The following is a 20,574-nucleotide window of genomic DNA, read 5'->3' as shown; positions in this document are numbered from 1 at the left end:
CAGCGCCGAACAAGACCCCGGGCCGCAGCGTAGTCGTGGCCGCTCCCGGCCGGCATCAGCTCTTCCGGTGCACCGCCAGCCCGGCGAAGCTCTGCACCACGGGCATCAGCTCGATGACGTTGATGTTGACGTGCGGTGGCTGGCTCGCCGCCCAGATGGCCGCCTCGGCGACGTCCTCCGGCGTCAGCGGCTCCGTGCCCTCGTACACCGCTGCGGCCTTCTCGTCGTCCTGCAACCGCACGTTCGAGAACTCCGTGTTCCCGGACAGCCCCGGCTCGATGCAGGTCACGCGCACCCCGGTGCCGTGCAGATCGCTGCGCAGGTTGAGGCTGAACTGCCGCACGAAGGCCTTCGTCGCGCCGTAGACGTTGCTCCCCGGGTACGGATACGTCCCCGCGATGGATCCGATGTTGATCACGTGCCCGGAACCCCGCGCGACCATGCCGGGCAGCACCGCCCGCGTGCAGTACACCAGCCCCGCGCAGTTGGTGTCGATCATCTGCTGCCAGCCGTCCAGGTCGGCCTCGTGCGCAGGCTCCATCCCCTTGGCCAACCCGGCGTTGTTCACCAGCACGTCGATGGTGGCGAACTCTTCCGGCAGCGTCTCGATCGCATGGTTGACCTGCACCCGGTCCCGCACGTCGAGCTCCAACGGGAGCACCGACGGACCCAGCTCGTCGGCGAGCGCTTGCACCCGCTCACGCCGCCGCGCCGCGGCGATCACCCGGTCGCCGCGGGCAGCCCAGCGGCGGACCATCTCGGCTCCGAACCCCGCGCTGGCACCGGTGACGAACACCGTAGACGTCATGATCGACCTCCTTCGCGCCCGAGGGTAGCGAGCCAGCCACGACATGCGCCGTCGACCAGCCGCGTGCGCGCGAAGCCGGGTCACACGCCCATGGGATGCCAGACCGTCTTCTCCTCCAGGTACGGGCGCAGGCGCTCCAGGCCGGGGGTCGCGGTCCAGTCCGGCTCCTGCCGCGGAGCCCGCACCAGGCGCTTCACCGTGTCGGCCGCGGCGCGCTCCAGCTCGGCCCGGGCCGACGGTTCGACACCGGTGAGGTCGAGGGCGTTGACGTCGGCGTGCGAGGCCATCCACGGCGCCAGTTCCTCGGCCCGCCCGGTCAGCACGTTCACCACACCACCGGGGACGTCCGAGGTCGCCAGCACCTCGGACAGCGTCACCGCGGGCAGCGGACGTTCGGCGCTGGTCACGACCACCGCGGTGCAACCGGTGGCCAGCACCGGGGCCACCACGCTGACCAGCCCCAGCAGCGACGACTTCTGCGGGGCGAACACCCCGACCACCCCGGTCGGCTCGGGCACGGTGAACGAGAAATACGGCCCGGCCACCGGGTTCGCCGCACCCAGCACCGCGGACAGCTTGTCGGTCCAGCCCGCGTAGTACACCCACCGGTCGATGGCCGCGTCCACCAGCGCCTCCGCCCGGCGCGGCTGCACGCCCTCGGCGGCACGCACCTCAGCGACGAACTGATCCCGGCGACCCTCCATCACTTCCGCCACCCGGAACAGCACCTGCCCGCGGTTGTAGGCCGTCGCGCCCGACCAGCCCGCGAACGCCTTCCGCGCGGCCACCACGGCGTCCCGCAAGTCCTTCCGGGACGCGTGCGCCACGTTGGCCAGGAACCGGCCGCGCGTGTCGGTCACCGGGTAGGAGCGGCCCGACTCCGACCGGGGGAACTTCCCCCCGATGTACAGCTTGTAGGTCTTCGCCACGGCAAGTCGGGTGTCAGACATCGAGGTAAGCCTCCAGCCCCGCGCGGCCGCCCTCGCGACCGAATCCGGATTCCTTGTAGCCGCCGAACGGTGCGGTCGGGTCGAAGCGGTTGAACGTGTTGGCCCAGACCACCCCGGCCCGCAGCTGGGCGGTCATCCACAGGATCCGGGAGCCCTTCTCGGTCCAGATCCCCGCGGACAGCCCGTACGGGGTGTTGTTGGCCTTGGTCACCGCCTCCTGCGGGGTACGGAACGTCATCACCGACAGCACCGGCCCGAAGATCTCCTCCCGCGCGATCCGCATCGACGGATGCACGCCGGAGAACACCGTCGGGGCGAAGAAGAAGCCCTTCTCCGGCAACGGGCACGGAGACGTCCACCGTTCGGCGCCCTCCGCCTCGCCGGAGGCCACCAGCTCGCGGATCTTCGCCAGCTGCTCGGCGGAGTTGATCGCGCCCACGTCGGTGTTCTTGTCCAGCGGGTCGCCGATGCGCAGCGTGGACACCCGGTAGCGCAGCTTCTCCAGCAGCTCCTCGGCGATCGACTCCTGCACCAGCAGCCGCGACCCGGCACAGCACACGTGGCCCTGGTTGAAGAAGATGCCGTTGACGATGCCCTCCACCGCCTGGTCCAGCGGGGCGTCGTCGAACACGATGTTCGCCGCCTTGCCGCCCAGCTCCATGGTCATCTTCTTGCCGCTGCCCGCCAGCTGCCGCTGAATAATCTTGCCGACCTCTGTGGAGCCGGTGAACGCCACTTTGTCGATGCCCTGGTGGCTGACCAGCGCGGCACCCACGTCCCCGGCTCCCGGCACGATGTTCACCACCCCGGGCGGCAGCCCGGCCTGCTGGCACAGCTCGCCGAAGACCAGCGCGGTGAGCGGCGTCGTCTCCGCCGGCTTGAGCACCACCGTGTTCCCGCACGCCAGCGCGGGCGCGATCTTCCAGGCCAGCATCAGCAGCGGGAAGTTCCACGGGATGACCTGGCCGGCCACTCCCAGCGGCTGCGGATCCGGCCCGTAGCCCGCGTAGGACAGCTTGTCCGCCCAGCCCGCGTGGTAGAAGAAGTGCGCAGCGGCCGTCGGGATGTCGACGTCCCGCGACTCCTTGATCGGCTTGCCGTTGTCCAGCGTCTCCAGCACCGCCAGCTCACGCGCCCGCTCCTGGATCAACCTGGCCAGCCGGAACAGGTACTTGGCGCGCTCGCTGCCGGGCATCCGGCGCCACACCTTCTCGTAGGCGTTCCGGGCCGCCTGCACCGCCCGGTCGATGTCCGTGGTGTCCACGGTGGAGACCTCGGCGAGCACTTCTCCGGTCGCCGGGTTGATCGTCTTCAACGGCTCGCCGTTGCCGTCCACGAACTCGCCGTTGATGAACGGCCGGTAGTGCGGCTTCAAGTTGGCGATGTCACGGTTCTCCGGCGCCGGGGCGTAGTCGAACAGGGCCATGGTCAGTTCACCGTCACGTAGTCAGGGCCCGAGTAGTGGCCGTCGAGCTGGGTTCTCCGCTGCAACAGCAGGTCGTTGAGCAGGCTGGACGCCCCGAAGCGGAACAGCCGCGGGGTCAGCCACTCCTCGCCGGCGACCTCGTTGACCGCCACCAGGTAGCGGATCGCGTCCTTGGCCGAGCGAATGCCACCGGCCGGCTTCACGCCGCGCAGCTCGCCGGTGGCGGTGTACCAGTCGCGCACCGCCTGCAGCATGACGTGCGTGACCGGCAGCGTCGCCGCGGGCTGCACCTTGCCGGTGGAGGTCTTGATGAAATCGGCGCCGGCCAGCAGCGCCAGCCACGAAGCCTTGCGCACGTTGTCGTAGGTGACCAGCTCGCCGGTCTCCAGGATCACCTTCAGGTGGGCGTCCCCGCACGCCTGCTTGACCGCCCTGATCTCGTCGAACACCGCGCCGTAACGGCCGGAGAGGAACGCCCCGCGGTCGATCACCATGTCCACCTCGGTGGCGCCCGACTCGACGGCCAGCTTGGTGTCGGCCAGCTTGACCGCCAGGTTGGACCGGCCGGACGGGAACGCCGTGGCGACGCTGGCCACGCCGATCCCGGTGCCTTCCAGCGCTTCCACCGCCGTGGCGACCAGGTCCGGGTACACGCACACCGCGGCCACCCTCGGCGTGTCCGGTCGTTCCGGGTCCGGCTGGCGGGCCTTGGCGCACAGCGACCGGACCGTGCCGACGGTGTCGGCCCCCTCCAGCGTGGTCAGGTCGACCATGCTGATCGCGGTGTTCAACGCCCAGAGCTTGCTGGCCTTCTTGATGCTGCGAGTGGCCAGGCTCGCCGCGCGTTGTTCGACACCGACTTGGTCGACGCCGGGCAACCCGTCCAGGAACCGGCGCAAGCTGGATTCGTCCCGTGTGGCCTCGTCCAGCCCGGAGAGTGCTGCTTGTGGCATACGCCGAGTCTAGGCCCGCACGGCCGATGGCGGCGCCCGCCGTCGTCAGATCATGCGGTGCTTGTCCGGCGGGTCCTTGCGCGGCTTGCGCCGGACCGTCACCCCGCCCATGATCGCCACTCCGCCGATGGTCACGCGCGGCCCGTTCGGATCGGGGTCGGGGCGGGCGTCGCCCTTGCTGTCGAACGCCCCCAGCACACCGAAGCCGGTGACTTCCACGTAGATGTCGTCGGGCACCACGATGTCGATGCCGCCCATGATGGCGACCGCGGTGATGGTGGTCTCCCGCTCGGCGAAGCGCGCCCGCCGCAGGTCGATCTCCACGCCGCCGCACAGGGCGAAGCTGTTGTGCTCCGGCGGTACCACCCAGTTGCCCTTGCGCGCCGTCCCGGAAAAGATCGCCACCGAGGTGGCCGAGCCCGGAGTGCCGCCGATGAGCTCGTGGCCGGTGGTCTGCTGGGCCGCCGTGTTCGGCGTGCCCAGCTGGACGACGCCCTGCGCGTTGGGCAGGTCGGCCGTGATCGGCGCCAGCTCCTCCAGCGTCTTGGCCGCGTACACTCGGTCCAGCCGCTCTTCCAGCTCGCTCACCGTCAGCCGGCCTTCGCCAAGCGCCTGGTGCAAGACCGCGGCGACACGTTCACGATCCGCGTCGGACGCGCGCAGAGCAGGCTGCTTGGCTTGCTCGCGGGCATTGTGCTGTTCGGCGCGCTCGTTGCCGGGATGCTCGCTCACCCACACGAGGGTAGCGGCAGGCTAGTCTCTCCCATCATGGACGTAACCGTCGTCGATCACCCGCTCGCCCGCGTCCGGTTGTCCAAGATGCGCGACGCCCGGACCGACAACGCCGCCTTCCGTCTCGCTTTGCACGACCTGACCCAGATGCTGGTCTACGAGGCGATGCGGGAAGCCCCGGTGCGCAAAGAGCCGATCACCACGCCGGTGGCGGACACCGACGGCTACAAGCTGGCCGAGCCGCCGCTGCTGGTGCCGGTGCTGCGCGCCGGGCTCGGCATGGCCGATCAGGCGCACCGGATGATCCCGGAGGCGCTGATGGGCTTCGTCGGGCTGGCCAGGGACGAGCAGACCCTCATGCCCACCCCCTACATGGAGTCGTTGCCGCCCTCGCTGGCCGGCCGCCCGGTGTTCGTGCTTGACCCGATGCTGGCCACCGGCGGCTCGATGGAGTACACCATCCGGCTGCTGACCGGGCGGGGCGCCGCCAACGTCACGGCGATCTGCGTGCTGGCCGCGCCGGAGGGCCTGGCCCGGCTGGAGAAGTCCGGGCTGCCGGTGCGGGTGGTGACCGCGAGCATCGACGAGCGGCTGAACGACGCCGGTTTCATCGTCCCGGGCCTGGGTGACGCCGGCGACCGGCTCTACGGCAAGCGCTAGGCCCGGTCCGTGCGGACCGCCGCGCTGAGGTGGGCCACGACCCCGTCGAGCGGAACCGACGTCTGCTCACCGGAGGTCATGTCGCGCACCGTGACGGTGCCCGCTTCCTGCTCGGCGGGCCCGTAGAGCACCGCGTACGCGGCGCGCTGGGCGTTGGCCCACTTGAGCTGCCTGGCCAGCTTGCCGGACGAGCCGAGGTACACCCCGGTGCGCAGACCCGCGGCCCGCAGATCCGCGGCCAGCTTGAGCACCCGCTCCTCGGCGCCGAGCACGGTCACCGCGACGTCGAGTCCGCGCGCCTCGGTGGCCTCGGCCTCCTGCTGCGACAGGATCCGCTCGAGCCCGATGGATCCGCCCACCGCGGGCATGTCCGGGCCGCCCAGCGCGGCGACCAGACCGTCGTAGCGGCCGCCCGAGGCGATCGAACCGGTGAACCCGGCTGCGGTGACCTCGAAGATCATGCCGGTGTAGTAGTCGAGCCCGCGGACCATGCGCGGAGCGAACCGCACCGGCAGCCCGGCGGTGAGCTCGAGCAGCCGGTCCACCTGGGCCAGCCCCTGCTTGCCCTGCTCGGAGTCGTCCAGCCGGGCGCGGACGACCTCGGGATCGCCCGCGGTGAGGTCGTCCACCAGCGCTTGCGCGTCCGCTTCGGCCAGACCCCGCTCGACCAGCTCGGCGACCACCTGCGCCGGCTCCAGCTTGTTCAGCTTGTCCAGGGTGATCAGCACCGGGCCGCCCAGCTCGGCGGGCACCCGGTAGGCCTGCAACAGCCCGAACAGCACCTGGCGGGAGTTCAGCTCGATGGTGAACTCCTCCACCCCGAGCGCCCGCACCCCGTCGTGCACGATCGCCAGCACCTCGGCGTCGGCCAGCTCGGACGACGAACCCACGATGTCGAAGTCGCACTGGGTGAACTCGCGGAACCGGCCCTTGCCCGGGCGGTCGGCACGCCAGACCGGGCCGATGGCGTACCGCTTGTACGGCGACGGCAGCTGGGAGCCGTAGGTGGCCACCACCCTGGCGAGCGGGACCGTCAGGTCGTAGCGCAGCGCCAGGTCCGCCTCCCCGGACGCCTCGTGCTCGCCCCGCTTGAGGATCTTGAAGACGAGCTTGTCGCCTTCGTCGCCGTACTTGCCCAGCAGCGTCTCGATCCGTTCGAAGGCGGGCGTGACGAGCGGGTCGAAGCCGTACCGCTCGAACACCTCCCGCACGGTGGCGAACGCGGCCTCACGACGGCGGACCTCGTCTGCCAGGAAGTCCCGGGTTCCGGACGGCGGCTCAGCGGCCTGCGCCATGAAGTGTTTCCTCCCTGGTGACCGGCGACGGCCGGCCTGGTGATCGGCAATGTCGGGTGATGACCGGCAAAGCTGCCGGTGCCGGGCGAGGTGAGGCACTGCTGCCCGCCCCTGGCGACGGCCCGCCCGGCGGACACGTCAATGGGCTAGCCCTATTCTGCCCGTTCGTCCTCGGCGGCCGTGCGCCGGTGCGACGCGACGAACACCGCGAGCAGCGCACCCGCCAGGCAGATGAACACGGTGATGGAGAAGATGTCGGTGTACTGGGCGAGCAACGCCTCGTTGCGCCCCTCGAGAAGCGCCTGCTCGATGCGCTTGGCCTCCTCCGGCGGCACCCCGATGGGCAGGCCGACCTCGGACAGCACCTTGTTGTAGTCGGTCCAGAACCGGTGCAGGCCCCATGCGGTCAGCGCCGCGACACCCACCAGCATCCCGACCATCCGCGCCACCACCACGGCGGCGGAGGCGATGCCGTGCTGCACGGAGGGCACCACGCGCAGCACCGCCGAGGACAGCGGCGCGATCACCAGCCCGAGCCCGAAGCCGACGACGGCGAGATCGGTGTCCAGCACCGGCAGGTCGATCAGGCCCAGGTCGTGCCGCGCGGCCCGGGGATCCTTCGGCCAGCGCGACAGCAGCGCGAAACCGCCCGCCGCGACGACCATGCCCGCCACGGCGACCCAGCGATCGGTGAGCCGGGTGGCCAGCCAGCCGCCCAGCACCGCGCCGACCGGCAGCGCGACGAGGAAGCGCAGCAGCAGCATGATCGCGCCCGCGTCGTCGGTGCCCAGCAGCGACTGCGCGAACAGGTCCACGTCGACCAGCGTCACCATGAGCGCGGCGCCTGCCATGGCGCTGGCTCCCAGCGTGGCCAGGAACGGTCCGATCCGGACGCCGGTGGTGTCGATGATCTTGGTGCGGGCCCGCAGCTCCCAGCCGACGAACGCCAGCAGGGCCACGCCGGCGCAGGCCAGCAGCAAGCCACCGTCTTCCGGCAGCACCTGCTTGCCGGGGTCCGAGTTGTACAGCCCGGTCACCAGCAGCCCGAGCACCACGGCGAGCAGCACGCCGCCGACCACGTCGACCTTGCGGCGCTGCTCCGGGTCCCCTGCCTGCGGACGTCCCGGCAGCGCGAAGTGCACGGCCACCATGGCCAGCAGCGCGAGCGGCACGTTCACCCAGAACACCCCGCGCCAGCCGGCGAGCGCGGCCAGCGCCAGCCCGAACAACGGCCCCAGCACGCTGCCCAGCTCCTGGGCGGCCCCGACCGCGCCGAGCACCGCCGCCCGGCGCCGCGCCGCCCACAGGTCGGCGGCCAGTGCCATGGTCACCGGCAGCAGGGCACCGCTGGCGACTCCCTGTACCACCCGGCCGACCACCAGCATCGTCACGTCGCCGGACAGCGCGGTGATCACCGAACCCGCGGCGAATCCGCCGAGGCACAGCTGCAGCAGTGGCTTGCGCCCGAATCGGTCGGACGCCTGCCCCAACAACGGCATCGCCGCGATGTAGCCGAGCAGGTAGCCGGTGACGATCGGGGTCAGCCGCTGCAGCTCGTTGATCGGGATCCGCAGCTCGTCGATGATCTGCCGGAACAACGCGACGACCACGTAGGTGTCCAGCGCGCCCAGCAGCACGGCGAGCGTGCCCGCGCCGATCGCGCCGACGCGGGCGCGGCGACTGATCGTCCGGGTCATCAGGCGGGAGGTTCGACGGTGACCGGCTCGTTGATCTTCGACAGCGTGACCGTGAGCTTGCCTGCCGGCTCACCGGGGAAAGTGGCGGTGGCCTGCACCGGCTGGTGCCCCTCGGCGGTCACCCACAGCGACACCGGCACGTCCGCAGCCGCCTGCGGGACCAAGCCGGCGATGGACTCCTTGGTCGCCGTGCCGTCGATCTTGTAGGCGCTGACCTCGCCGACCTTCTCCTGCTTGACCGTCTTGGCGTCGGCCAGCTCGCCGATCAGCTTGGCCACCCCGCGCTGCGGGTCGAGCACCGCCGAGAAGTCGTAGACCAGCTTGGCCTGCGCCTCGGGGATCTCCTGGTACTGCCCGCTTCCCGGATCGAGGTACAGCGTGCCGCCGGCCAGCACGAACTTGGCCTCGACCCGGTTGCCCATCAGCGTCATGGTCGCGGTGCCCTTGGCCGCCACCCGCTTGTCCTGCAGGCTCAGGTCGCCGTCGATGTTCTCGAAGGCCACCCCGGGCACGTTGCCCGACGTGCGGACGACGAAATGCGTGCTGGTGATCTCGGCTGCGGCCTTCGCCGCGTCGTCCAGCAGCCCCTTGGCCTCCGGGAGCGACCCGCTCGGCGCGGGCTCGTCGTCACCGGTACACGCGGCGGCCACCAGCGCAACGGCAGCCAGCATCACCAGAGCAAGTCGTCGTAGACGGAGCATGCCTGCATCGTAGAGCGTGCCCGTGCCGCGGTGGCCGCGATGCTGAAAGTGTCCTGAGGAGCCTCACCAGCACCGGATGCGCCGAGTCGCCGAGTACGGTCGGATCATGGCACGACTGACCCGCGCCGAGCGTCAGGCACGCACGCGCGCCCAGCTGATCGCCACCGCCAAGGAGCTGTTCCTGCGCGACGGCTACGGGCCGACGTCGCTGGAGAAGGTGGCGGAAGCGGCCGGGTTCTCCAAGGGAGCGGTCTACTCCAACTTCCGCAACAAGAACGAGCTGTGCCTCGCCGTGCTGGACGCCATCCACGCCGAGCAGATCGCGCAGATCACCGAGGCGGTCAGCTCGGCGGCCTCGATCGAGGAACGCATCGCTCGGCTGCAGCGCTGGGCGGAGGAGAACATCGGCGACGAGGCCCGGACGACGCTGGAGGTGGAGTTCGCGCTCGCCGTACGGCACGACGAGCACCTGCGCCGGGAACTCGCCGGCCGGGACAAGGGCATGCGCGACGTGATCGCCGATCTGGTGCGGGAGAGCACCGAGCGGTTCGACGTGGACGTGCCGATGCCCGCCGACAACCTGGCGGCCGTGTTGCTGAGCCTGGGGATCGGCCTGAGCGTGCAGCGGTTGCTCGATCCGGGGATCCCGGCGTCGTTGCTCACCGATCTGGTGCGCACGTTGATCACCGTCACTCCGCGTGCCCAATCCGGTACGGGCAGCAATGACGTCGGCGGCGGGGCTACCATCCGGCCGTGATCGACTCGTGCTCCGACAGTGCGGGGATCAGGCATGGTCGACGATCCCGGCACCGAGCTCGAGGCCTGGCAGACCCCGGATTTCCTCCCCGGATGTCGTCGAGTACGACACCCCGATGGAAGTGACCGCGTACGTCGCGCGCATGGACGACTGACCCGGTAGGAAGTGGCGGATCCGCCCAGGCGGCAGGTGCCGCACGGCCGGTCCGCCTTGTCATGACAGGCAGGAAGGAGCGACCTGCTTGATCAGCGCCACCAGCATCGCCACCAGCACCGCCAGCAGCACCGCCAGCAGCACCGCCACCGGTGCGGCCACCGGCACCGCGGTTGAACCGCCGCTGCTACGGAAGCACTCGACCGTGCGCTGGGCGTACACGCATCTGAACAACACCAATCCGGTGCTGTACAGCACGTCCGAGCAGCATGCGCGGGTGCGCGCCGCCGGGGTGGAGCTCCCGCCGGACGGCACCGTCCTCGAGCTGTGATGCGCTAGTCCGCACGAGCAAGAACCGGCGGCCGACGGCGGCTCGTGGTACGGGGCTTCCAGCGGGACACAGCCACGCCGGCCAGGCACAGAGCACCCCCGAGGAACGCCGTGAACGAGGGCAGCTCGCCCAGCATGATCCAGGACATCGACACCGTCACCGCGGGTACCGCGTACAACGTCACCCCGGCCTTGCCTGCCGTGGTCCGCGACAGGGCGTAGGCCCACGTGGTGAACGCGATCGCCGTCGGGAACACGCCCAGGTAGACCATGTTCGCCGTCGCCGGCCACGGCGCCGAACCGACGTCGCTGATCAGCTCACCGGAAAACGGCAAGCACGCCAGGGCACCCACCAGGCAGGCGAGAGTGGTGACTTGCAGCGCGGACGCGTACTGCAACGCGGGCTTCTGCGCGACCACTCCGCAAGCGGCACTTATCGCAGCCACCAGGCACAACAAGGCTCCGAGAATCGACGCCGCACCGTTGCCGGACATCGACGAACCGACCACGACCGCACCGAGGAACGACACCAACAAGCCGGCAAGCAACCGGGGCGGGAAGCCCTCGCCCAGCAACCATCCGCTCAGCAGCGCGGTCACGATCGGCCCGACGGCGACGATCATCGCCGCCGTCCCCGCGTCGACCTGCTGCTCGCCCCAATGCAGCGCCACCATGTAGCCGGCGAAGTTCAACACGCCGAACACCACGATGCCCGGCCAGGCGCGCCGCGGCGGCCACCCCTCCCGGCGGACCAGCAGCACCAGCACCAGGACCACGGCCCCGGCAAGCAGCCGCCCCAAGGCCAGCGCCCCTGGGTGATAGTGCTCGGCCGCGCTCCGGATCGCGACGAACGCGGACGACCACAGCAAGACCGACACGACGACCGCCGCCACGGCCTTGCGGCGCTCGGTCAGCACATTCGCCAACGACGACACAAACCAGCCTTTCCCAGACTCGCGCATGCCTACCGAATGCTCATCGACTGACTACCGCGACCGACTGCCCGCGTTCCCGGAGCCGCTAGTCCATCTCCGCCAGCGCGGGCTCACGCCGCTTCGCCGCGGCGCGCGGACGCGAGCGGGAGACGGCTACACCGGCCAGGCAGAGGGCACCCCCGACGATCGCGAGCAGGGCAGGAAGCTCGTCCAGCAGCACCCATGACATCAGCACCACGAGCGCCGGCGCGGCGTACGTCGTCGCCCCCATCTTCCCCGCGGTGGTCCGCGACAACGCATAGGCCCACGTGGTGAATGCAATCGCCGTCGGGAACACGCCCAGGTAGACCATGTTCACCGTCGCCGGCCACGGCGCCGTACCGACGTCGCTGATCAACTCACCGGAAAACGGCAGGCACGCCACCGCGCCCATGAAGCAGCCGTACGCGGTGATCTGCAGCGCCGAGCCGTGCCGCAGCGCAGGCTTCTGCGCCACCACACCCGCGGCGTACGTCGCCGCCGCGACCAGGCACAGCAGCACGCCGATGATCGAATCCCCGCCGTCGCCGGACATCGACACGCCCACCACGATCGCGCCGGCGAACGACACGGCCAGCCCGGCCATCAGCCGGGGCGGGAACCCCTCGCCGAGCAGCCAGCCGCCAAGCAGCGCGATCAGGATGGGCCCGATGCCCACGATCATCGCCGCCGTGCCGGCGTCGACCAGTTGTTCTCCCCAGTTCAGCGCCACCATGTAGACGCCGAACCACAGCACCCCGGACAGCACGATGCCCGGCCAGGCGCCACGCGGCGGTATGCCCTCCCGGCGCACCAGCAGGAAAATCACCAGCACCAAGGACCCGGACAGCAGCCTCCCCAACGCCAGCGCCCCTGGGTGATAATGCTCGGCCGCGCTCCGGATCGCGACGAACGCGGACGACCACAACAGGACGGTGATCGCGGCTGCGGCGAACGCTTTGTGGCGTTCGGTCAACGTCGGCACTCTGGCAGCCTCCCTCGGACAGCTTGTCGGCGCCAGCGATTTTGCCGACCGCCACCGACATTCCGGATGCATCAGGCAGGGCGGGCAAGCAGAACCCCCGCCGACACGCACCGCGAAGCCCTGACCGGGCGGCACACGCACCAACCGCCCCGCGACGGCGCCTGCCGCCGGGGACCGGCGGCGTCGGGAAGCCAGGAGATCAGATCTTGCTCAGCGCCTGCTCGAAGTCGGCAACAAGGTCGTCGGCCGCTTCTATTCCGCAGGACAGCCGCACCAGGTCGTCGGGCAGCCCGATTCTCGCCCGGTGGTCGGCGCCCACGCTGGCGTGCGAGGTGACCGCGGGTTTGGTGATCGTCGTTTCCACGCCGCCCAAGCTTGGTGCCACGTACGGCAGCCGCAGCGCGTCGAACAACGCGTCGACGGCCCGTTCTCCCCCGACGAGCCGGAAGCTGAGCATTCCCCCGAATCCGTCCAGCAGCCCGGCCGCGTACTCGTGGTCCGGATGGCCAGGCAGGCCGGGATAGTGCACCTCGGCCACTTCCGGCCGGGCGGCCAGGAACCGTGCGATCGCTCCGGCATTGGCGTTCTGCTGCCGCACCCGCACGCCGAGCGTCTTGATGCCCCTGGCCAGCAGGAATCCGGTGTGCGGGTCCAGGCTCCCGCCGAACAGGTTCTGGGTGGCCCGCACCTGCCGCACCAGGTCGGCGCGGCCGACGACGCACCCGGCGACCAGGTCGGAGTGGCCGCCGAGGTACTTGGTGGCGCTGTGCAGCACCAGGTCGAAGCCGAGCCGGATCGGGCGCAGGTTGACCGGGCTGGCGAACGTGTTGTCGACGATGCTGACCAGGCCGTGCCGCCGGCAGAAATCGGCGACTTCCCGCACCCGGCTGACCCGGATCAGCGGGTTGGAGATGGTCTCGACGTAGAGCGCCTTGGTCCGCGGGGTGAGCGCGTCCTGCCACGTCCCCGGCTGCTGCGGGTCGACGAACGTGTAGGTCCAGCCGAGCCGGTCGGCGAACTTGGCCAGCAGGCTCGCCGTCCCGCCGTAGAGGACGTTCGCCACCAGCAGGTGGTCGCCTGCCCGCAGCACGCTGAGCAGGGTCGCGGAGATCGCCGCCATCCCGGACGCGGTGGCCACCGCCGCCTCGCCCTGCTCCAGCTCGGCGAGCTTGTCGGCCAGGTACTCCTGCGACGGCGTCGTGCTCATCCGCAGGTACTGGATCTCGTCGTACGATTCGCCGGACCTGCTCTGGTAGACCGTCCCCTGGTAGATCGGGAAGACCAGCGAGCCCTCCGGGCCCGGCCTGCGCTCCCCCGCGTGCACCGCTGCCGTCTCGATGGATGCCATGCCGCTGAACCTACCGGCGCATCCCGGCGGCACGGCAGGGTTGGGACGCTTCCCACAGCGAGCGGTCAGCCCGCGACGATGTCCCCTGCCTCGGTGACGGTGACCTCGCGGGCAGGCAACGGATCCCTGGCAGGCCCCTTGGCGACGCGGCCGTCGAGCGTGAACTGCGACCCGTGGCACTTGCAGTTGATCAGGCCGTCGCTGACGCTGTCCACCAGGCAGCCCTGGTGGGTGCAGATTGCCGAGAACGCCTTGAACTCGCCTTCGGCCGGCTGCGTCACCACGGTTTCGGCGTCCTTGAAGACGGTGCCGCCGCCGACCTGGACGTCGGACGCCTTGCCGATCACGGTGCCCTTGGCCGGGGCCTCACCCCCGCCTCCGCCCCCGCCGCCGTCTCCGCAGGCCGCGAGGGCCGCGCCGGTCACGGCGAGCACACCGGTTCCGGCGATGGCGGTCCGGCGCGGGACGCCCGATGCGCGCCCGGCCGGCGTGGTCGAACGGTCCATGGTGGATCTCCGATCGCGTGGTGGGTTCGGCATGTTCGTCACAACGGATCATGCCCGCGCGGAGTTCAACACCGTGTTGGGTTCAGTACTCGACCTTGTCCGGGCGTTCCTGCCACGCCACGAACGGCCCGGTCTCGAAGCCGGTCCGGACCTGCCGGATGGACAGCCTCGTCCATTCCTCGCGCGGCCGGGTGAACAACTCGTACAACGCGCTGTCGTCGAATCCGGCGGCCGCGGCGTCGTGCCGGTCGGCCGCGTAGACCACCCGTTCGACCCGCGCCCACAGCGCGGCCGACAGGCACAGCGGGCACGGCTCGCACGAACAGACCAGCGTGCACCCGTCCAGCCGGAAATCGCCGACGGCCTGGCAGGCCCGCCGGATGGCCACCACTTCGGCGTGTGCCGTCGGGTCCAGGCTGCGGGTCACCTCGTTGGCCCCGGTGGCCAGTACCTCGCCGTCCCGGACCACGAGCGCGCCGAACGGGCCGCCGCCCTCTCCGATGCTCTCGATCGCCAGGCGAACGGCCTCGTCGAGCAGCTTGGCGTCATCCGGCCGGCTTGGTTCGCTGTTCACGGTCCCATCTTCGCTCCCCGGCCGCCGGCCGTCAGCGCCGGGCCCCGTCCGAGGGGCGTCCCCGGGTCACCGACGACGCCCCTCGGAACCAAGCGTCACGGAACGAGCGCAGGCCGCTGCTCGCGCGGATCCCAGTCGTCCAGTCCCGGAATGTGCCTGCCGAGCTCACCCGCCGCGGCCGCGCGAGCCGTCTGGGCGTCGACACCGGCCCACCGCCGCAGCATCGCGGTGGCGGCTTCGGCGTCCTCCGGGCGCAACGCGGCGATGTTCGCGCCGTGGTTGGCGCCAGGCGCGACGAACGTGGCCGAATCGCGGCCGCTGTCGGTGAACGGCTCGGCACCCCACGGGTCGTTCTCGCCGTAGACGAACAGCATCTGCTTGGACTTGCGCTTCACCCACCGGTCGACGTCGATCATCGGCCGGGGGTCGTGCTTGGCCCGCAGCTCCGGCGGCAGGCTCGAGTTGGCCTGGTACAGCTTCGGGTACCGGAGCAGGCCCTTGAGGTGCTTGAACTTCAACGTCGGCCAGCCGAGCTGGGTCGCCGCCTGGTAGTAGTACGGCGCGTACGGGAGGATGCCCTCGTCGGCGTAGAAGTCGAACCCGGCGACCAAGTCGATGAACTCCCAGATCTCGTCGGTGCTCGCCGTGGGCTCGGGAACGATGTCGCAGTCCTCCTCCAGCCAGTACTGCCAGAACGCCCACGCCACGTCCAGCACGGTCATCTCGAACGCCTTGTCGGCCGACCCGAAGACCCGGTCGAAGTGCAGACCGTGCTGCCGGGCGTAGTCCTCGTAGCGCTCGACCAGCTCGTCCCGCCGCTTGAGCGCCTCACGCTGCAGCGCCTCCAGCGCGTCCTGGCACTGCCGGCTCGAGCCGACCTGCTCGAAGAACTTGTCGTAGGCGCGGTCGGCGTTGTTGTGGACGTCGTTGGGGGCCACGTAGGCGACGACACCGTCGACGTCCTCGGGGTGGAACCGGCGGTGATAGACCGAGGTCATGCCGCCCTTGCTGGCCCCGGTGGCAATCCACTTCTTGTGGTAGATCGGCTTCAGGGCCTGCACCAGCCGATGGTGGTCGGCCGCGGCCTGCTTGATGGTCAGCTTCGTCCAGTCGGCGTTCTCCGGCCGGGACGGGGTGAAGAACCGCTGCTCGACCGAGATCTGGTTGCCGTCCAGCAGCACGGTCGGCTCCGCCCGGAACGCCCGCTCCGGCATGCCGTAGCCGGTGGTGTGCAGGATCATCGGCCTGCTGGTGTCCCGGTGCAGCAGGGAGAAGCGCTGCTGGAACGTGCCGAGCCACGGACGCTCGTGGTCGATCGGCTGCTCGTAGGTGAGGAAGAAGAACCGGAAGCCCGGCGCCGGGGGTGGCTCCTCCTTGACGATCGTCAGCCCGTCGACCTGCTCGAGCCGGTCGACGATGTCTTGTCCGGCCTGGTGGGCTTGCCACGTGGCGGCCGCCGACCCCGGCTCGGCCAGCGCGGGCGCGGCGAGCCCGTACGCCGCCATACTCGCGGCGGCGGCCACCACCGCCACCGCGCGTCTGATCGTGATACGCACCTGAAATCTCCCTTGCGCCTGTCGCGTCACCGCATGTCACGCGGACAACCCGCGCATTCTGGCCGAGCGCGACGGGGTTCGGAAGATCCGAATGTCGGGTATGTGACAGCGGCGCAAACATGCCGCGATCTCACGCGGCGACGACACCGGCTGCGGCATGCTGGAAAAGCGGGAGCGAGCACTCGGGAGTTCACCAACGTGGCAGAAACAACCGCGGCACCGGCATCATCGGCCGTCGAACAGGTCCCCGTCGGCAAACGCGTCTATCTGCTGCTGGAATACGCCGTCCTGTTCTTCGGCGTCATCGCGGTATTCGACACCGTGGCCGACGGAGTCAGCCCTATTCCGTTTCTGGTCGTGCTCGGCGTGGGCTGCGCGACCTACCTGTACCGGCAGCCGGGCTTCGACCGGGAGGACCTGATCCGGCTTCCTGCGGTGCGCGAGCATGTGCCGTCGATTCTCGGCCTGTGGGCGGCCGCCACCGTCGTCGCGCTGATCTGCGTCGCGCTGCTGCTGCCGGAAGACCTCTTCGGCTTCCCGCGCAGCGACCCGGCCAGATGGGCACTCGTGGCGATCGCCTACCCGGTGTTCAGCGCCTATCCGCAGGAGCTGATCTTCCGCGCGTTCCTGTTCCACCGGTATCGCCACGTGTTCGGCACCGGGCCGGGGATGATTCTGGCCAGCGCGGCGGCCTTCGGGTTCGCGCACATCATCTTCAGCAACTGGTTCGCGGTCGTCGCCACCACCATCGGCGGGCTGCTGTTCGCCTACCGCTACCAGCGCAGCCGGTCACTGCTGGCCGTCTCGATCGAACACGGCCTGTACGGCCTGATGATCTTCACCGTCGGGCTGGGGCAGTTCGTCTACCACGGCGCGGGCTGACCGGCCGTCACCGCTTGCCGCCCGGCCGCGGGGCCAGCATCCTGGCCAGGACGCCGACCATGACCGCCAGCAGCCCGACCGCGATGAGCTCCGGCGCACGCGGCTGCGGCTTCTTCGGTGGCAGGGCGTGCGCCTGGCCCGGTGAATCCGCCCGGTGCGCGACCGGGTCGTCCGGCCCGGCCAGGCCCAAGTCCGGGATGGGCGACGCCTGCTCCGGCACGTCCACCTGAGGCAGATCGCCGGGAAGGCCGTCGAAACCGGGGACCTCGCCCCGATCCGGCCAGCCGGTGCCGAGCGGATCGGACAGCTCCGGCGGCGGGATGTGCGTCAGCGGTTCCGGCGGCGCGGGCAGGTCACCCGGCGCCTGCTGCGGAACGTGGTGCCGACGCGCCGATCCTTGCCGAGCGGACCCCGGCGACGTGTCCGATCCGGCACCGGAGCGCTGCTCGGCGGCCGCGCCCCCGGTGGATCCGGAGGACCGGACCCCCGGGCCGGCCGAGGGTGGCTCGTCCGCACTCGCCGACGGTTCCGTGGACTCCGTGGACTCTGGGGGCTCGGTGGGCTCGGTGGAACCCGTGGGCTCGGTGGACGTCGATGTCGTCGGTGGCGAGCTCGTCTCCGTGGTTTCCGTCGTCGTGGGTGATCCGGGAACCGGCGCCGTGGAGGACTCGCACGGCGGCGAGGACGACGGAGACTCGCCCGGCGGCTCGCTGCTCTCCGACGTGGGCGTGGTCGGCGTGGTCGCCGACGGGGCTTCGGTCGTCGTCGGCTCCGAGCTGGGCGCCGACGACTCCGACACCGTCGGGCCCGGGCTGCCACACGGCGCCGATGGGACACCGTCCCAGCCGGCGCCCGCTGCACCGCTCCACAGCGCGACCCCGAGCACTCCTACGCTCACGGCGAGGCCGCCCGCCACCGCCACAGCGTTCGCCATCCGGCGAAATCCACGCGCCCGCATGTCGCCCCTCTGCTCGGGTCACCGTGCTGCCCCGACATGTCACCGGGACCCACCCCTATCGTGACGCACATCCGGGGGTCTCCGCAGAGCCTTTCGTCGTTTCCTGCACGTTCGGGTCAGCCTCGGTAGCGTGACGACAACGACCGCCGAAGCCCGCCAGGAAACGTCGTGATGGAGAAGGATTCGTGAAAATCGTCATCGACACCGACGTGTGCACCGGTCACGGCATCTGCGAAAGCATCCGCGACGACATCTTCCAGGTCGGCGACGACGGCCTGGTCCACCTGGTGACCACCGACTTCACCGAGGCCGACCGCGAGGACCTGATCGACGCCGTCGACCAGTGCCCGACGCAGGCGCTGCGCCTGGTGGACTGAGCGCCGGTCAGCTCGGCGGGTCGACGGAGCGGTCCATGAGCACGCCTTCGATCCGTACGCCGTCCGGCATGGTGATGACGGATCGTTCCAGCTCGCGGAAGCCGTACGCCCGGTACAGCGGCTCGCCCGGCAGCGTGGCCATCAGGATCAGCGTGCGGAAACCCTCGTCGGCCGCTGCTTTGCGGGACGCTTCCAGGATCGCCCTGCCGAGCCCGCGGCGAGTCCAGTCCGATCGCACGAACATCGCCCGGATGCGGGCCGATTCGGTACGCGGGTCGAGCAGGCGTTTGTCGTCGGCGCGGCTGCCGCGGCCGGTGAACAGCTTGGCGCGCCTGCTCCACCCGCCGCACGCGACGATCTCGCCACCGGCGTCGTAGACGTAGTAGGTGCCGTCGTCGATCAGCTGCGGATCGACCTGTGCGATGTGCACCGCCGCGCTCGCCGTCTGTTCGGCGTCGTAGAACCGGGGGAACAGATCCAGCACCGACCTTTCCGCCAATGCGGCGATGCGCGGGATGTCCGCCCGGGTGGCCACCCGCAGCATCAGCTGCCTCCCCGCACGACCGGCCAGCCCGCCGCCGTGCGCGGCTTGTTCCACCGGAACGCTCGAGCACTCATGTCGCCAAAATAGTGACACCGGAAACCCGTTTGTCGTAGGCGCAGGCCCGGCAACCGGCGCCGCGCCATCACCCGGGCGGCGCCAATCGATCACCGACGACTGAACCGGCGGCCCCGCCAGGAACGTTCACCGCGGCACGGCTCGTCGCACCGGCCGTGTCACCTACCCACCACCCCCAACCGGCCGCCGACCGGCTGACCGCGCTGGTCGCCACGTTGACCCCGCAATTGCGGGACCACGTGCGTCGCTTCGCGGTGGGCCCGCAGGATTGCGACGACATCCTGCAGGACGTCTGGATGCTGTACCTGCTGCACCGGCATCGGATCGCGGACCAGGAACGCACGGCCGCCTGGCTGCGCACCACGGCATCGCGGCGTGCCCTGCGCCGCCGGCTCGACTCCGGCGCCGAGCGTGCCGACCAGGCCGCGGTGGAGCAGGCGCTGATCGACACCGCAGGCCCCGCCCACCACGCCACGGCGGCCGAGCAGCGCCGAGCCGTGCGGCGCGCCGTGGCCCGACTCGACCGGCGCGACCGGCTCCTGGCGGGGATCATGGCCACCCGCCCCGACCTCGGCTACCGCGCCATCGCCGAGCTGCTCGACGTGGCCATCGACAGCGTCGGCCCGCTCCGCCGCCGATGCCTGAACCGGCTGCGTGTCCTGCTGGCCGCGGAGGGCATCACCGACCCGGCGCCGTGACCGAAATCCGTTCGACACCCCCGGCGGCCGCGGCTACGTTGACGGCGGGACCGTCAACCTGTCTTGCGGAGGCCACGTGCGTACCCTGACCTACCTAGTCGCGTCGAGCATCGACGGTTACATCACCGGCCCGGACGGCGGCGATCCCACCGGCTCGATCTTCGCCGTCGACGGCGATCACATGCAGCCGCTGCTCGAGGCTTTTCCCGAGGTCGTGCCGACCCATGTGCGCGAACAGCTGAATTTCCACCCGGAGAACAAGAATTTCGACACCGTGCTGGAAGGCCGCAACTCGTATCAGATCGGCCTCGACTTCGGGGTCACCAACGCCTACCGGCACCTGGAGCACTACGTCTTCTCCACCACCATGACCGAGGCGCCGGATCCCGACGTGCATCTGGTGCGCACCGACCCGGTGGCGACCGTGCGCGAACTCAAGCAGCGGGACGGCATGGGCATCTGGTTGTGCGGGGGCGGCAAGCTGGCGTACACGCTGCGGCACGAGATCGACGAGCTGGTGATCAAGCTCAACCCGGTGGCACTCGGCTCGGGCATCCCGCTGTTCGACGGGCCGTTCGACAAGCTCGGCTTCACGTTGGCCGGCACCCGCTCGTTCGGCAGCGGGCTGGTGCTGCTGACCTACCGGCGTGCGTGAC

Annotated in this window: 23 protein-coding genes; 7 read left to right on the top strand and 16 right to left on the bottom strand. The window is 70.5% G+C overall.

What is annotated here, in order from left to right; genetic code table 11:
• Positions 1-55: 55 nt before the first annotated feature.
• The 5 genes from YWY_RS0118550 to YWY_RS0118530 form a co-directional block, all read right to left on the bottom strand.
• Positions 56-811 (bottom strand): SDR family oxidoreductase, encoded by a 756-nt coding sequence (locus YWY_RS0118550; RefSeq protein WP_211227680.1) that lies wholly within the window; start codon positions 809-811, stop codon positions 56-58.
• A 77-nt stretch (positions 812-888) separates the two neighbouring features.
• A complete protein-coding gene (locus YWY_RS0118545; protein ID WP_028848842.1) occupies positions 889-1,758 on the bottom strand; it encodes an aldehyde dehydrogenase family protein in 870 nt (289 codons plus the stop codon).
• On the bottom strand, positions 1,751-3,184 hold the full coding sequence (locus YWY_RS0118540; RefSeq protein WP_028848841.1) for an aldehyde dehydrogenase family protein: 1,434 nt from the start codon (positions 3,182-3,184) through the stop codon (positions 1,751-1,753). Before YWY_RS0118540 ends, YWY_RS0118545 begins: the two co-directional genes overlap by 8 nt.
• Positions 3,185-3,186: 2 nt before the next feature.
• Positions 3,187-4,137, bottom strand: coding sequence for a deoxyribose-phosphate aldolase (gene deoC / locus YWY_RS0118535; protein ID WP_028848840.1), 951 nt, complete (start codon positions 4,135-4,137; stop codon positions 3,187-3,189).
• Positions 4,138-4,182: 45 nt separating this feature from the next.
• Entirely contained in the window at positions 4,183-4,800 is a 618-nt protein-coding gene (locus YWY_RS0118530; protein WP_038045876.1) for a DUF1707 SHOCT-like domain-containing protein, read from the bottom strand.
• A gap of 105 nt (positions 4,801-4,905) precedes the next feature.
• Here YWY_RS0118530 and upp point away from each other — a divergent pair, with 105 nt between their 5' ends.
• A complete protein-coding gene (upp, locus tag YWY_RS0118525; protein ID WP_028848838.1) occupies positions 4,906-5,529 on the top strand; it encodes a uracil phosphoribosyltransferase in 624 nt (207 codons plus the stop codon).
• On the opposite strand, the gene hisS is transcribed toward upp, so the two are convergent.
• The 3 genes from hisS to YWY_RS0118510 form a co-directional block, all read right to left on the bottom strand.
• Complete coding sequence (hisS, locus tag YWY_RS0118520; RefSeq protein ID WP_028848837.1) at positions 5,526-6,824, bottom strand: histidine--tRNA ligase; 1,299 nt, start codon at positions 6,822-6,824, stop codon at positions 5,526-5,528. The genes upp and hisS overlap by 4 nt on opposite strands.
• Before the next feature lie 152 nt (positions 6,825-6,976).
• On the bottom strand, positions 6,977-8,521 hold the full coding sequence (locus tag YWY_RS0118515) for an MFS transporter (RefSeq protein ID WP_028848836.1): 1,545 nt from the start codon (positions 8,519-8,521) through the stop codon (positions 6,977-6,979).
• A complete protein-coding gene (locus YWY_RS0118510; protein ID WP_028848835.1) occupies positions 8,521-9,222 on the bottom strand; it encodes an LppX_LprAFG lipoprotein in 702 nt (233 codons plus the stop codon). The genes YWY_RS0118515 and YWY_RS0118510 overlap by 1 nt, the downstream gene beginning before the upstream one ends.
• A 106-nt stretch (positions 9,223-9,328) precedes the next feature.
• Here YWY_RS0118510 and YWY_RS22830 point away from each other — a divergent pair, with 106 nt between their 5' ends.
• Positions 9,329-9,979 carry a TetR/AcrR family transcriptional regulator gene (locus YWY_RS22830; protein ID WP_051310454.1) on the top strand — a complete coding sequence of 217 codons (651 nt, stop codon included), beginning with the start codon at positions 9,329-9,331 and terminating at the stop codon, positions 9,977-9,979.
• 358 nt (positions 9,980-10,337) lie between these two features.
• Positions 10,338-10,463, top strand: coding sequence for a hypothetical protein (locus YWY_RS24830; RefSeq protein WP_281169008.1), 126 nt, complete (start codon positions 10,338-10,340; stop codon positions 10,461-10,463).
• A 4-nt stretch (positions 10,464-10,467) separates the two neighbouring features.
• Here the strand turns inward: YWY_RS24830 and YWY_RS0118490 are convergent, their stop codons facing one another.
• The 6 genes from YWY_RS0118490 to YWY_RS22825 all read right to left on the bottom strand — a co-directional run bounded on the left by YWY_RS0118490 (position 10,468) and on the right by YWY_RS22825 (position 16,384).
• A complete protein-coding gene (locus YWY_RS0118490; RefSeq protein ID WP_245566726.1) occupies positions 10,468-11,397 on the bottom strand; it encodes a DMT family transporter in 930 nt (309 codons plus the stop codon).
• 85 nt (positions 11,398-11,482) lie between these two features.
• Positions 11,483-12,391, bottom strand: a complete 909-nt coding sequence (locus YWY_RS0118485; protein WP_245566725.1) for a DMT family transporter — start codon at positions 12,389-12,391, stop codon at positions 11,483-11,485.
• 208 nt (positions 12,392-12,599) lie between these two features.
• Positions 12,600-13,748, bottom strand: a complete 1,149-nt coding sequence (locus YWY_RS0118480) for a trans-sulfuration enzyme family protein (protein WP_028848831.1) — start codon at positions 13,746-13,748, stop codon at positions 12,600-12,602.
• A gap of 65 nt (positions 13,749-13,813) precedes the next feature.
• Positions 13,814-14,254 (bottom strand): QcrA and Rieske domain-containing protein, encoded by a 441-nt coding sequence (locus YWY_RS0118475; RefSeq protein WP_028848830.1) that lies wholly within the window; start codon positions 14,252-14,254, stop codon positions 13,814-13,816.
• Between the two features lie 82 nt (positions 14,255-14,336).
• A complete protein-coding gene (locus tag YWY_RS0118470) occupies positions 14,337-14,828 on the bottom strand; it encodes a nucleoside deaminase (protein ID WP_028848829.1) in 492 nt (163 codons plus the stop codon).
• Between the two features lie 95 nt (positions 14,829-14,923).
• A complete protein-coding gene (locus YWY_RS22825; protein WP_245566724.1) occupies positions 14,924-16,384 on the bottom strand; it encodes a S28 family serine protease in 1,461 nt (486 codons plus the stop codon).
• Positions 16,385-16,582: 198 nt separating this feature from the next.
• On the opposite strand from YWY_RS22825, the gene YWY_RS0118460 reads away from it, so the two are divergent.
• Entirely contained in the window at positions 16,583-17,266 is a 684-nt protein-coding gene (locus YWY_RS0118460) for a CPBP family intramembrane glutamic endopeptidase (RefSeq protein ID WP_211227663.1), read from the top strand.
• Between the two features lie 7 nt (positions 17,267-17,273).
• Here YWY_RS0118460 and YWY_RS23450 read toward each other — a convergent pair whose 3' ends face one another.
• Entirely contained in the window at positions 17,274-18,200 is a 927-nt protein-coding gene (locus YWY_RS23450) for a hypothetical protein (RefSeq protein ID WP_028848827.1), read from the bottom strand.
• A 209-nt stretch (positions 18,201-18,409) separates the two neighbouring features.
• Between YWY_RS23450 and YWY_RS0118450 the strand changes: the two genes are divergently transcribed.
• A complete protein-coding gene (locus tag YWY_RS0118450) occupies positions 18,410-18,601 on the top strand; it encodes a ferredoxin (protein ID WP_028848826.1) in 192 nt (63 codons plus the stop codon).
• A gap of 7 nt (positions 18,602-18,608) precedes the next feature.
• Here the strand turns inward: YWY_RS0118450 and YWY_RS0118445 are convergent, their stop codons facing one another.
• Entirely contained in the window at positions 18,609-19,199 is a 591-nt protein-coding gene (locus YWY_RS0118445; protein WP_245566723.1) for a GNAT family N-acetyltransferase, read from the bottom strand.
• A gap of 176 nt (positions 19,200-19,375) precedes the next feature.
• Here YWY_RS0118445 and YWY_RS23445 point away from each other — a divergent pair, with 176 nt between their 5' ends.
• On the top strand, positions 19,376-19,918 hold the full coding sequence (locus YWY_RS23445) for a sigma-70 family RNA polymerase sigma factor (RefSeq protein WP_051310414.1): 543 nt from the start codon (positions 19,376-19,378) through the stop codon (positions 19,916-19,918).
• Between the two features lie 76 nt (positions 19,919-19,994).
• Positions 19,995-20,573: a dihydrofolate reductase family protein gene (locus tag YWY_RS0118435; RefSeq protein WP_028848824.1), complete on the top strand. Its 579-nt coding sequence runs from the start codon at positions 19,995-19,997 to the stop codon at positions 20,571-20,573.
• The last annotated feature ends 1 nt before the right edge of the window (position 20,574 follow it).

Source organism: Thermocrispum agreste DSM 44070 (assembly GCF_000427905.1).
GTDB lineage: Bacteria > Actinomycetota > Actinomycetes > Mycobacteriales > Pseudonocardiaceae > Thermocrispum > Thermocrispum agreste.
The sequence above is the reverse complement of the archived record's forward strand: the minus strand, read 5'-3'. Positions and strand labels throughout refer to the sequence as shown.